13 protein-coding genes are annotated in these 13179 nt (G+C 40.3%); 5 read left to right on the forward strand and 8 right to left on the reverse strand.

The features are described from left to right. Positions 1-45: 45 nt before the first annotated feature. Complete coding sequence (dapD, locus tag GM698_RS05820) at positions 46-870, reverse strand: 2,3,4,5-tetrahydropyridine-2,6-dicarboxylate N-succinyltransferase (RefSeq protein WP_209289076.1); 825 nt, start codon at positions 868-870, stop codon at positions 46-48. 148 nt (positions 871-1018) lie between these two features. Here dapD and GM698_RS05825 point away from each other — a divergent pair, with 148 nt between their 5' ends. The 3 genes from GM698_RS05825 to ftsN all read left to right on the forward strand — a co-directional run bounded on the left by GM698_RS05825 (position 1019) and on the right by ftsN (position 3321). Beyond that, on the forward strand, positions 1019-1681 hold the full coding sequence (locus GM698_RS05825) for a M15 family metallopeptidase (RefSeq protein ID WP_176807731.1): 663 nt from the start codon (positions 1019-1021) through the stop codon (positions 1679-1681). Beyond that, the gene (locus GM698_RS05830) at positions 1678-2430 is read left to right on the forward strand and encodes a class I SAM-dependent methyltransferase (protein WP_176809497.1); all 753 of its coding nucleotides are present in this window, start codon (positions 1678-1680) and stop codon (positions 2428-2430) included. Before GM698_RS05825 ends, GM698_RS05830 begins: the two co-directional genes overlap by 4 nt. A gap of 123 nt (positions 2431-2553) precedes the next feature. Further along, entirely contained in the window at positions 2554-3321 is a 768-nt protein-coding gene (ftsN, locus tag GM698_RS05835) for a cell division protein FtsN (RefSeq protein ID WP_176812019.1), read from the forward strand. A 63-nt stretch (positions 3322-3384) separates the two neighbouring features. On the opposite strand, the gene GM698_RS05840 is transcribed toward ftsN, so the two are convergent. Beyond that, the gene (locus tag GM698_RS05840) at positions 3385-4566 is read right to left on the reverse strand and encodes an FAD-dependent oxidoreductase (protein WP_176809499.1); all 1182 of its coding nucleotides are present in this window, start codon (positions 4564-4566) and stop codon (positions 3385-3387) included. A gap of 106 nt (positions 4567-4672) precedes the next feature. Here GM698_RS05840 and GM698_RS05845 point away from each other — a divergent pair, with 106 nt between their 5' ends. Continuing rightward, positions 4673-5008 carry a hypothetical protein gene (locus GM698_RS05845; RefSeq protein ID WP_176807727.1) on the forward strand — a complete coding sequence of 112 codons (336 nt, stop codon included), beginning with the start codon at positions 4673-4675 and terminating at the stop codon, positions 5006-5008. Between the two features lie 137 nt (positions 5009-5145). Then, the gene (locus GM698_RS05850; protein ID WP_176812016.1) at positions 5146-6678 is read left to right on the forward strand and encodes a YifB family Mg chelatase-like AAA ATPase; all 1533 of its coding nucleotides are present in this window, start codon (positions 5146-5148) and stop codon (positions 6676-6678) included. A 22-nt stretch (positions 6679-6700) separates the two neighbouring features. Here the strand turns inward: GM698_RS05850 and menH are convergent, their stop codons facing one another. From menH to GM698_RS05880, 6 genes are all read right to left on the reverse strand, one after another. Then, on the reverse strand, positions 6701-7465 hold the full coding sequence (gene menH, locus GM698_RS05855) for a 2-succinyl-6-hydroxy-2,4-cyclohexadiene-1-carboxylate synthase (protein WP_209289077.1): 765 nt from the start codon (positions 7463-7465) through the stop codon (positions 6701-6703). A 58-nt stretch (positions 7466-7523) separates the two neighbouring features. Further along, complete coding sequence (menD, locus tag GM698_RS05860) at positions 7524-9230, reverse strand: 2-succinyl-5-enolpyruvyl-6-hydroxy-3-cyclohexene-1-carboxylic-acid synthase (RefSeq protein WP_159628705.1); 1707 nt, start codon at positions 9228-9230, stop codon at positions 7524-7526. A gap of 179 nt (positions 9231-9409) precedes the next feature. Then, the gene (gene dctM / locus GM698_RS05865) at positions 9410-10693 is read right to left on the reverse strand and encodes a C4-dicarboxylate TRAP transporter large permease protein DctM (protein ID WP_209289078.1); all 1284 of its coding nucleotides are present in this window, start codon (positions 10691-10693) and stop codon (positions 9410-9412) included. Continuing rightward, positions 10693-11316, reverse strand: a complete 624-nt coding sequence (locus GM698_RS05870; protein WP_176809503.1) for a TRAP transporter small permease — start codon at positions 11314-11316, stop codon at positions 10693-10695. The genes dctM and GM698_RS05870 overlap by 1 nt, the downstream gene beginning before the upstream one ends. A 152-nt stretch (positions 11317-11468) precedes the next feature. Then, positions 11469-12461 carry a TRAP transporter substrate-binding protein gene (locus GM698_RS05875; RefSeq protein WP_176812014.1) on the reverse strand — a complete coding sequence of 331 codons (993 nt, stop codon included), beginning with the start codon at positions 12459-12461 and terminating at the stop codon, positions 11469-11471. A gap of 211 nt (positions 12462-12672) precedes the next feature. After that, positions 12673-12960 (reverse strand): DUF406 family protein, encoded by a 288-nt coding sequence (locus GM698_RS05880; protein WP_159628701.1) that lies wholly within the window; start codon positions 12958-12960, stop codon positions 12673-12675. Between the last annotated feature and the right edge of the window lie 219 nt (positions 12961-13179).

Consider the following 13179-nt stretch of genomic DNA (forward strand, 5'->3'; position numbering starts at 1 on the left):
GGTAAAAAAATCCCCCACTTTTGCAAAGTGAGGGAGAGTATTTTATTACTCATCAATAGAACGGAGTAAATTGTTCAAGCCTACTTTGCTTAGCGTTTTCTCATCCACTTTTTTCACGATAACGGCACAATAGAGGTTGTGCGAACCGTCTTTTGACGGAAGAGAACCTGAAACCACTACCGAGCCTGCAGGCACTCGACCATAATGCACTTCGCCAGTTTCACGGTCGTAAATTTTGGTGGATTGACCGATAAACACGCCCATTGAAATTACACAGTTATCTTCCACGATAACCCCTTCTACGATTTCAGAACGGGCACCGATAAAGCAGTTGTCACCAATAATGGTTGGGTTTGCTTGCAACGGTTCTAATACGCCACCAATGCCCACGCCGCCTGAAAGATGAACGTTTTTACCAATTTGTGCACACGAACCCACGGTGACCCAAGTATCCACCATTGTGCCTTCGCCCACATACGCACCAATGTTCACGAAAGATGGCATTAGCACAACGTTTTTCTCAATATGTGAACCTTTACGCACTACCGCACCTGGCACGGCACGAATGCCGTCTGCTTTAAATTGTTCTTCTGTATAATTGCCGTATTTGGTTGGCACTTTGTCGTAGAATTTGGTTTCTGCACCGTCAATGATCTGGTTATCTGCAATACGGAATGAAAGCAACACCGCCTTTTTTACCCATTGATTTACCGTCCATTCGCCCTCTTTTTTCTCAGCTACACGCAGAGAACCGTTATCTAAACCTGCGATCACCTCTTCAATAGCTGATTTAGTTTCTGCATCGACAGTTTTTGGCGTAATCTCAGCACGTTTCTCAAATGCCGCTTCAATAATTGCTTGTAAAGACATTGTTATGTTCCTTAAATAACTTAAACTTAAATAGAAATTTAGGCTGACTTTTTAACATAGAAAGGCTTTTATTTCCACAAGAAAAAATATATCGCAGAAATTTAGTTTATAATTTAACGCTATTGATTTTATACAAGCGGTCATTTTTGTGGAAAAAATTGCAACTCTTTTAACGGGCAAAAGCCGTGAGCATTTAGTGATTTTGCCAAATTCTCTTTCTGATAAACATTACCTTCAACCTGAAGTTGTTAAGGCATTTTTAGCATTACAGTATGCTGCAAAAGAGGAGGGCTTTAATCTGCAAGTTGCTAGCACTTTTCGGGATTTTGAACGCCAAAAGCTAATTTGGAATGCAAAATTTAACGGTGAACGCAAGGTGCACGATGACAATGGAGTGGCGATTGAAATGACCGCTTTATCTGATCTGGAAAAATGTAAGGCGATACTACGTTGGTCTGCTGTGCCGGGTGCGAGTCGTCATCATTGGGGAACAGACATTGATGTTTTTGACCCTGAACTGCTGCCTAAAAATACCTCGCTTTTGCTTGAGCCGTGGGAATATTTAGCGGGAGGCTATTTTGCTGAACTAACGAAATGGTTACAAACCAATGCTGAAAAGTTTGGCTTTTATTTTCCTTTTGATGGCACTCGTGGCGGAGTTGGTTTTGAGCCGTGGCATATTAGTTATTACCCAATATCGAATGAATATGAAAAATGCTTGAGCTATGAAATTTTAGCCGCCGCTTGGCAAGGTGAAGACGTTGCAGGCAAAACTTGTTTGCTTGCTAATTTTGATGAATTATTAAAATGATCCAATTAATTAATGAAACGCAAGATAGCCACAAATTTCAACAAATTTGCGATAAATGGCAGTTAGTTGAAGATAAATCTAGCTCTCTTGCTCTTGTTCTCACCAAAGAACGTTTAGAGCTACGCAAATTAGACGAACCAAAACTTGGGGCGATAGCGGTTAATTTTGTTGATGGCACGATGGCACACCGCCGTAAGTTCGGTGGTGGACGTGGCGAAGCAGTGGCAAAAGCGGTGGGGATTAAAGGGGATTACGTACCAACCGTGATTGATGCTACCGCCGGCTTAGGACGAGATGCGTTTGTATTGGCAGCCGTTGGTTGTAAAGTGCTATTAGTTGAGCGAAATCCGATTGTGGCCGCTTTGTTAGAAGATGGGCTAAATCGCGCTTATCAAGACTTAGAAATTGGTGAGTTTATGCAAGAAAGAATGATCTTAGCCGATGTGCGTAATATATCGCAGCTTGATCCTAAATTACAATTTGCAGATGTCGTCTATTTAGATCCGATGTATCCCCACAAACAAAAAAGTGCGTTAGTGAAAAAAGAAATGCGAGTGTTTCAACATTTAGTGGGTGCTGATTTGGATTCTGATGATTTCTTTGCACCAGCAAAAACATTAGCAAGGAAGAGAGTGGTGGTGAAACGTCCTGATTATGCCCCATTTTTGGCAGAGCAGAAGCCAGATTTTTCTCAGGTAACGAAAAATCATCGTTTTGATATTTACCTTTCTCATCTTAAAAATGGCTAAATGCAGATCTCAGTTTGAGTTTGACAACACTTTAAATTGAAAAGTCATTTTATATGATAGGCAAGCGGTTATTTTTACAGTAAAATTTGCAAATTATTTTAATTTAATTAGAAGGCGGTTATTGTGCCACGGCGTGATTATGTTGCTCGTTCAAACGAGAAAAAAAGCAAAAAAACAAAAAAAGAGAGTAATTTAAAAAAGGTATTAATTCTGATTATTGGTCTAGTTTTAGGCTGTGGAATTGCGTTATGGTTATTAAAAACAAATGCACCTACTCCTACGGTTGATATTGCACAACCGAATCAACCTCGGCAAAAAAGTCAATTACCAAGTCGGCCAGAAGAAAGTTGGAGCTATATTCGTGATTTAGAAACCCGTACGGTAATAACCGATAATAGCCAAACTTCACAAGAGCGTTTGGCACAACTGACTGCCCAGCAAAAGCAACAAATTGAAGAGAGACGTAAGCAGGAAGAAGCTCGTTTAGCAGAACAGACTCCGCAAAATCCAACTACGGAGACATCGACCACAACTCCAGCAATAACAAAGGAAGAAACGTCAGAAGAGGCTTTAGCTCAAAAGATAGCAGAAGAAAAACGCAAGCAAGCGGAAGAAAAAGCGAAAAAAGAGCAGCCTAAAATTGTTGCGAGCACAGCAGATAAAGTGACAAACCAGGCAGGTAAATTCGGACTCCAATGTGGAGCGTTTAAAAATAAAGCCCAAGCAGAAAATATGCAAGCACGTCTTGCGATGGCAGGATTTAATGCTCGTATCGCAAGCAGTGCAGACTGGAATCGTGTTTTTGTCGGGCCAGTTGGCGACAGAGCAGCCACTTCAAGAGCACAATCTAATGCACGCAGTGTGGCAGAATGTGTGATTGTAGCAATGTAAGGTGAATTAACACACTATCGTTGAAAGAGAGAGCTTAGCTCTCTCTTTTTATGTTTATTTGATCTAAATTCCGATTGCATATTTCAATGCCTGTTTTTTAAGTGGTGTTGCTTTTTCAGCGATCACTAGCCCTAAATTGCGAGCTATTTTTAGTGGGAGAAGTTCGGTGCTAAACGCTTTATAAAAGATGTCCATACCTGTTTGCATTAACAAATTATCGGGTTTACGTTTGTTCTCATAGCGTTTCAGTACTTCCTCGCTTGCAAAGTTTTCTCCTTTTTTGACCGCTTGTTCAAACACGTCAAGTAGTACTTTTATATCTTTAAAGCCCAAGTTCACGCCTTGACCTGCTAATGGATTAATTGTATGTGCCGCGTCTCCTACTAGCACAACGCCGTTTTGTATATAATGCTGGGCGTGCTGGCGAGTAAGCGGAAATGCACCTGATGATTGCACTTCAATCTTACCTAATTCTTCTCTTAAGCGAGAAGGGAAATGTTGTTCAATCGCCACGGTCAGTTTTTCTGTTGACAGATTTTTTAGTTCAGCCACTTTTTGTGGCGAATCATACCAAACAATACAGCTGTGATTGTCTGAAAGCGGCAAGAAAGCACGAGGACCTGTTGAATAGAATTGCTGCCAAGTTGTTGATGGTGCTGATTTTTCCGTGGTAATCGTAGCAAGCAAGCAGTGTTGGCGGTATTGCCAGCTAGTTAATCCAATACCAGCCCACTGGCGGGCTTGAGAATTTGCTCCATCTGCGGCAATCAGAATTTGGGCGGAGAAGGTTTGGTTGTCGATTTGAACTAACCACTTATTTTCTATTTTTTTTGCAGATAATTGCTCAAATCCTACCGCTTGTATGCAGTTTGGAAATTGCTTTAACTGTTCCCATAACGCAATTTGGATTAGGTTATTTTCTACCATATCGCCTAACTTTTCCAACCCTAATTCAGCGGCTGAAAATACAGTGTTAAAGCCTTCAATTTCCCAGGTTTCGAGTTGGGTGTAGGGGCTGGTTCTCATTGAGACAATTTTCTCCCACACGCCTAGTTTTTCCAGTAACTGAATTGACCCCATACTGATGGCGGAAATGCGTAAATCGTAGGCTGAATGAGCATCGAAAGTAGGTAGCGGATTTTTCTCTAACACGGCTAATTTAAAACCTTGTTTTGCTAATCCCAAGGCTGCTGCTGCCCCAATCATACCGCCGCCGATAACAATCATATCTAATTCCGTGTTCATTCTCTTTCCTCTTAAATGAGCCAATATACCGCTGAAACGCCTTGAATTGTATTGCATTTCGGATTAGGATAAAACCGATTTATTTGTTTATTCAAAGGAGCATTCTATGTCTTGCAAAACGCACGCACACCACGAACATGAACATGGTGAAGGTTGTGGCCATACAGCAATCAAACACAACGACCATATCGACTATTTACACGACGGGCATTTGCACCATAAACATGGTGATCACTATGATGAACACGTTTTGGAAGTGAATGAAACTAACCCAGTAGAATGCAATGCTGTTCATTGTTGTGGAGAGCATGTTCACGGCGAAGGTTGCGGACACGAGGCTGTACCACACGGCGATCATATTGATTATATTGTAGATGGTCGTTTACATCATCAGCACGGTGATCATTGCGACGATCACGGTCCAGTGGAAATTGTGAAATAATTTTGCATATTTGAGAGGGGTTTCCCCTCTCATAAAACTATTTTTGTGATCTCGCTCGAAAATTTGGCTATTCCTGCTATCCTGCCTCTCTCTTTCCTTGTTATTCTCTAGCTATTGATTTCTCATTTTTCAAAATAATGACTTTAGCTATTGTTTACAGTCGAGCCTCTGTTGGCGTTGAGGCGCCATTAGTAACGATTGAGGTACATATCAGCAACGGTCAGCCTAGGCTAACCATTGTTGGCTTGCCGGAAGCAACCGTAAAAGAAGCAGGGGATAGGGTGAGAAGTGCGTTGATTAATGCCAATTTTATGTATCCACCACAAAGGATTACCATTAACCTTGCTCCTGCAGACTTGCCAAAAGAAGGTGGGCGTTTTGACTTACCTATTGCAATAGGCATTTTAGCTGCCTCAGGGCAGATTGATTCTGATTTGTTAAAACAATTCGAGTTTTTAGGCGAGCTGGCACTTACAGGGCGTCTGCGAGGTGTGCACGGTGCGATTCCCGCGGTGATTTCTGCTGAAAAATCAAAAAGGCAGATGATACTCGCTAAACAAAATGCTAATGAAGCGGCATTAGTTTCAAATGCAACTACCTATTTTGCTCAGTCACTGTTAGAGGTAGTTAATATGCTGAACAAGCGAGATAAACTGCCAATTTGCCAACAAATTTTGCAAAAAATAGAGACAAATCGACCGCTTGTCAGCCGAGATCTGACGGATATTATCGGGCAGCAACATGCCAAGCGAGCCTTAACCATTGCTGCGGCAGGGCAACATAATTTACTTTTTCTCGGCCCACCTGGCACAGGAAAAACGATGCTTGCAAGCCGTCTAGCCGACTTGTTACCTGAAATGTCTGATATAGAAGCGATTGAAACGGCTTCGGTCACGAGCCTTGTCCATAATGAATTGAACTTTCAGAACTGGAAACAACGTCCTTTTCGTTCCCCACATCATAGTGCGTCTATGGTGGCGTTAGTAGGTGGTGGCTCGATCCCAAAGCCAGGCGAAATTTCTCTTGCTCATAATGGCGTGCTTTTCTTAGATGAATTGCCCGAGTTTGAAAGGAAAGTGTTAGATGCGTTACGCCAACCATTAGAGGCTGGCGAAATTGTTATTTCTAGAGCGAATGCGAAAGTGCAATTTCCTGCACGTTTTCAACTGATTGCCGCAATGAACCCAAGCCCAACAGGGCATTATCAGGGCACTCATAATCGAGCTTCACCACAACAAGTAATGCGATATTTAAATCGTTTATCAGGTCCATTTTTAGACCGATTTGATCTCTCCATTGAAGTACCACTTTTACCGCAAGGGGCATTACAAAGTGGCTCAGAAAACCGAGGAGAAACGACAGAACAGGTTCGCAAGCGGGTGTTTTTAGCGAGAAAAATGCAATTTGAACGAGCAGGAAAAATAAATTCTCAGCTCACGACGCGAGAAATTGAGCGAGATTGTAAATTATCAGAACAAGATGCGTTATTTTTAGAAAATGCTTTAACCAAGCTAGGATTATCTGTACGAGCTTACCATCGCATTTTAAAAGTTTCTCGCACTATTGCTGATTTATCTGGCGAAGAGAATATTCAGCAAGCTCATTTAGCCGAAGCTTTAGGTTATCGAGCAATGGATCGGCTGTTGCAGAGATTGCAAGGAGAGAGTTAAATTCAATATTTAAACAGGTTGGCTACTTTTCAATAAAAGTGATCAATTTCCTTGCAAAATCTTCCGCATTCCCTCTATGGGCATTATGCCCTGCATTTGAAATAATTTGCACAGGGAGTTGATTTTGCTCTGCCATTTGGCGGAATTTTTTATCTTTTTCTCCAATAAAAAAGATAATGTTTTTATCTGTCAATGTTAATTGTTTGGCATAGTATGGCTGCTTAGCAAGGCTAGTTGCTTTTAACATTTGGGCAATAAGTTTGCCTTGATTATGTTTGCGGCTGTTGATATAACTTTCTCTTTCAGTATCGATTAAATCTGAAAAAATAGCTTGCTGATACCAATCGTCAAGTACATTTTCGATAGTCTCTTGGTTGAAACGATTCGCCCATTGGCAATCATTTTGCCAGCGAGCTCGTCGTTCTGACTCTGAAGAGAGACCAATATTTGTGCCTTCTAGCACAGAGCCACGCAAGTATTGGTTGTTGATATTCAGTGTGTAATCAAGTGCGGTTCGCCCACCTAAAGAGTAGCCTACTAAGTAAAATGGTTGTGAGCCAATAACCGATGTTAATGTGGTGTTGAGCTGCATTCTCAATGCCAAAAAATCAGCACAGGCGATCTGCTGACTTAATCCGTGAAATGGGAGATCAAGGGTAAGCGGTCGAATTTTTTGACAATTTTGCAAAAGTGAAATAATGCCTTGCCAGTCTTGTTGTGAGCCAAGTAATCCGTGCAAAAAAACAACTGGGGTGCCTTGTTTAGCGTGCCATTGATATGAAAGCATTAAATTCAACCTTTGAACATAAATAAAAGCACCAGCGTGGAGGCTAGTGCTATGTGAACTAGGCAATTTCTGCCTGTGAAATTTGCTTCAGTAATGATTTATACAGATTACTGCCATCGTGTTCGTTGACTTTAATTTCCACAATGGTTACTCCTTTGCGAGCGTAAGCGTGTTTAAGTTTGGTTTTCAAGTCTGCCCAAGTAAAAGGACGGATATACTCAATGCCAAACATTGTTGCGACTTGTGCAAATTCAAAATGGTGTGCTAGGCGATAGTATTGATTTTTTGTTTTAGCTTCCACTGGCAGCATATCGAAAATTGCACCGCCGCTATTATTCACTATAAATAAAATGGTCGGTTGGGTAATTTGAGTTAATAGTGCAATCGAGTTTAAATCGTGTAGTGCTGATATATCACCTATCACACCTACGGTTGGTCTTTCGCTACCTTTGGCGATGCCAGCTACCGTGGCAATTAAGCCATCAATTCCACTTGCGCCACGATTGGTGTAAACAGGATAGCCTTCAGGTAATTTACATAAGGCATCGACCAAGCGGACAAATAAGCTATTACCAATGAATAAGTTACCATTAATTGCTAAAACATCTTGAATATTGTGTGCAAGTGATGCCTCACTTAAACTTCCACCTATTTGTTGCTCAATAAAGGTTGCACAGAATTGCGAAAGTGCTAAAGGCTCAAGCAACCACGGCTTTTGTCGAAGTGGTGGGTGTACGCGTAAAAAGTGGTGTGCTTTGGCAATAAAGCGAGTTTGGTGATATGCGTTCGGGTTGATATAGTCTTGTGATTCATCAACAACCCAAAATTCTCCTTGATAGCGTGTTAAAAATTCGTTTACTCGTTTGCTCACAATTTGTGTACCAAATTGGATCACAATATCAGCCTGCAATAAACGTTGTTTTACGGTATCGTTAGAAAGCCAGATATCTGCATAGGGTAGGCTTGCTTCAATACAAGATTGTACATCGCTTAATAAGCACCAGCCCATTGTGTCTGCCCACGTTTTTAAACCTGTTCCTTGCTCAGGCGGTAGTTTGCCTACCACAATTACCCCACGTTTGGTTCGCCAATAGTCCCAGTTTTCGTGCATTGAAACTTCACTTTGGATCTTTTGTTGGTCAATCCATTTCGTCTGTGAGTTATTTAGCCAAGTCTGAATCGGACATAGCCAAGGGGTGTTAAGAATTTCATTAATATCTGATTCATAAAGAGGTTCTTCAAAAGGAGCATTGATGTGCAATACACCACCTTGTTGAACTTGCGTTGTACAGGCTTGTTCAATAGTTGAAACTAACCAACTTGAGCTATAAGCCTCATTTGCTTTTGGTAAGTTTACGCTCGCAACAGGATAGTTCGCAAAAATACCTTGCTGGGGAATCGCCTGATTTACGCCGCAGCCGATAAGTTCAGTAGGGCGATCAGCAGAAAGAATAATCAGATTTTGATGCGTTAAACTGGCTTCAATTACTGCTGGATAAAGGTTTGCAACAGCCGTACCTGAGGTAACGATAACCGCAACAGGACTATTGGTTGCTTTGGCAATACCTAACGCATAAAAGCCTAAGCCACGTTCATCAAAGTGTGTGTGGCATTGAGCATATTGGGTTTGTTGAAGTTGCACCGCTTCAAGTGTTAATGGCGTTGAACGAGAGCCTGGTGCGATACAAAAATGCTTTACGCCATAACGCATTAATGCACTTAAAATGACTTTTGCCCAAGTGCGATTAAAAGAACTTACACTCATATTCTTCTCTACTTATGAATCAGTTTGATAAATAGCCCAAATTGTAGCAAAAAGTTAAATTATTTGGTAAGTTTTTAGCAAAATAGTGCATTTTTACTAAAATGACCGCCTAATGCTTACTAATTGCATTAAGCGGTCGGGATGATGAGTGAAAAATTGACAAAAAGAGACCGCTTGTATTAATTAATTCCAATCCAATTGGGTAATGCTAATGAAATAGCTGGAATATAGGTAATTAAAATCAGGAATGTAAGTAGTAATAGTAACCACGGCATTGCGGCTTTCACAACATCAGACAGTGGCATTTTTGATACTGCAGACGCTACTAACAAGTTTAAGCCAATTGGTGGAGTAATCAAGCCGATTTCCATATTGACTACCATAATAATGCCTAAGTGAATGGGATCAATGCCAAGTTGTACCGCAATTGGGAATAGGATTGGTGCAAGAATTAATATAATCGCAGATGGTTCCATAAATGCCCCTGCAATTAATAGTACGATATTGACAACTAATAAGAATGTCCAAGGTTGTAAGTCCCATTCGACTACTGTGTTAGTAATTAATTGTGGAATTTGTTCGGTAGTCAACACGTGGGCAAATAACATTGCATTTGCAATAATAAACATCAGCATTACACTTAATTTTGCAGATTCTAGCAATACTTTCGGGCAATCACGCAGTTTGATATCTTTATAGATAAAGACCGCCACAAACCACGAATAAACTGCGGCTACCGCTGCAGCCTCAGTTGGGGTGAAGATACCACTGTAAATGCCGCCTAAAATAATTATCATCAACAGCAAACCCCAAACGGCTTTACGAGCTGCGGTAAGCCATTCTTTGACTGTGGCACGAGGCTGGGCTGGTAATTTTTTAATACGAGCAACGATATAGATGGCAATCATCAATGTAATTCCAAGCATAAGACCAGGAACAACACCTGCCATAAATAATTTACCAACAGAAGTTTCAGTTGAAGCAGCATAAACTACCATCACGACTGACGGGGGAATTAAGATACCAAGCGTACCTGCGTTACAGATAATACCTGTGCCAAATCCAACAGGGTAGCCTGAACGTACCATACCTGCAATTGCAATTGAGCCAACTGCAGCAACCGTTGCAGGGCTTGATCCTGATAATGCAGCAAATAACATACAAGAAAGTACAGCTGCAATCGCTAAACCACCGCGAATATGCCCCACTGTTGCATTAGCAAAATCAATTAAGCGTCTTGCGACACCGCCTGTGGTCATAAATGCCCCAGCGAGTAGAAAGAAGGGGATTGCAAGTAAGGTGTAGTGCTCTGAGGTTTCAAAGAGTTTAATGGCTAATGAGCTGACAGAATCTTGGCTAAAGAACATAATAGTGACAGCTCCTGCCAAACCGAGTGAAATGGCAATCGGCACGCCAAGAAACATCAAAATAAATAACAAGCTAAATAGCACTAAAATTGTCATTAATCTTCTCCTTGTGCGAGTTTCATCGCATCTTCACTTTCATCTGCTAGGCTAAGACCAACTTGCTTGCCTTGCAAAATACGCACTAAAATTTCAATAAAGCGGATACCGATTAACACAAAACCGACAGGCATAATTAAACCAACGTGCCATTGTTTTAGGTGGAATTGGTGTAAATCTTCCGCACCAATACCAGCAACATACATTGCAGCGATCCATTCGTAGCTAGCAGAGCCGATTAAAACCGCATAAGATAAACAAGCACAAATGGCAATAATTCCTACCATTTTTTGCCCGTGATGAGAAAGTTTTTTAACCAAAACATCAACACCAATATGCCCAGCGGTACGCACTCCATAAGAGGCACCGAAGAAAATTAACCAACCAAAGCAAACTTTAGTTAAAGCTATGCTCCAAGTCATTTCTTGTGCAGCTTCCATAATCCATTCGCCAATGGGTTCAGCAAATTCAGCAGTAAATGGCTTAGCTTCGGCTAAATCAAAGAAAATATTATAAAGATTGTTAAACATCACATAAGTGAAGGTAACCAGTGTCATTGCCGTTAATAAAATGGCAATAAAACATTCTTCAAAACGCTCCCATAACCATTTTAAAGAAGACATTTTTTACTCCGAAAATAGAAATACTAAAATAATAAGACCGATGTAGCAAAGTTTATTGTTTGACAAGCGGTCGATTTTATCTAATTTTTTGCAAAATTCAGATCGTTTTGGGCGGACACAACGGCCCGCCCTTACAAGTTAAAGTGAGATGATTATTTGTTTGCTTTTTCAGCAGCTTTAATTAAATCTGCACCAATAGCGTTTTCAAACTGCTTCCATACGGGACGCATAGCTTCACGCCATTTTTCACGTTGATCATTTGTTAAAGTAATGATTTGGGAGGCACCTGAATCTACGATTTTTTGTTTATCGCTTTGGTTTAAGTTGTGCGATTGCTTGTTCACTTCAACCGATACCTCGTCTAAGATTTTAGTCAGCTCTGTACGAATATCTGCAGGAATGTTGTTCCAGAATTCTGTATTAACGATAACCATATAAGATAATAGACCGTGATTAGATTCTGTGATGAATTTTTGTACTTCGTGAATTTTTTGTGAGTAAATGTTTGAATAAGGGTTTTCTGCACCGTTTACGACACCCGTTTGTAAGCCCTGATACATCTCACCGAATGCCATTTTACGAGGTACAGCACGAATTGCTTTAAACTGTGCATCTAGCACTTCTGAAGCTTGTACGCGGAATTTTAAACCACGGGCGTCTTTGGGTTCACGCAATGCTTTATTTGCTGAGAGCTGTTTTAAATCATTATTCCAGTATGTAAGACCAGTAATACCTTTATCTTCCATTGATCTTAATAATGATTGACCTGCTTCGCTTTGTTCAAAACGCTCAACGGCTTTGATGTCATCAAATAAGAAGGGTAAGTCGAAAATTTGGATTTTTGGCGTATATTTATCGAATTTTGCCAATGATGGCGCCAGCATCTGTACATTATTCAACAATAATGCTTCCATTTCTTTACCATCTGCATAAAGAGAGGAATTCGGATACACTTCTACTTTTACTTTACCCGCTAAGCGTTCGTCCACTAATTTTTGGAACATTAATGCACCTTGACCCTTCGGTGTTTCGTTCGCTACAACGTGTGAGAATTTAATCACAATTGGGTCATTAGCAAATGCTGACACTGAGAATACCGCTGTTAATGCTAATGCAGCAGCAAGTTTTTTGAATGGTTTTAACATAATTCACTCCAATTAGTTAGTGTTTGTAAAAATTGCCCATAATCTGCCTGATTTTTAAAAAAAGTAAACAACAATTTTTAAAAAATATGACATATATCGCAATTTTTTTACATTATTTTTACTTTGGGCACTAAAGATTGGCATTACGCCGTATGTTTTGGAGGGCTTTAGATTTTAGACAAAGAAAGGCTGGATAACCAGCCTACTTGTTTTAATTTCTTGTGCCTAATTGGAAAATGACCACTTCGGCTTGGCAACTAAACTTAAAATTAGTATTAAGTTCAAAGCCGTTTTCAACAGCGAGAATTTCGCTCTTTATTTCGCAAGGCTCATTTTCAATCTCACGAGCTTTTTGAATAAATCTTTCAAGTGCGGCTTTAGCTTCTGCTTCTGTTTGATAAGTACGGTTGATGGTTGCAACTGTCTCGCTATTATCTAAAATAGAACCAACATCAAAGGTGTTACAGCCTTCACATTCAATGGGTTTATCGTTTTTCATTGGCGAATCCTCATAAATTGATAAATGATAGTGGCTACTTTAAAACTAAATAAGCGTAACTGCAATCTTCAATTACCCATAATTTGATTTAGATTACCTTTTGTAAATTGCCTTAAATTTTCATCAGTAAATTAATCAGGAGGCTATCATAAATTTTTTGCAAAAAAATCCCAAAAAATGACCGCTTACAGGCTATAATAGCCCACATTTTTCTAGCAT

It is taken from the genome of Mannheimia sp. ZY171111 (genome assembly GCF_017750945.1).
Classification (GTDB): domain Bacteria; phylum Pseudomonadota; class Gammaproteobacteria; order Enterobacterales; family Pasteurellaceae; genus Mannheimia; species Mannheimia pernigra.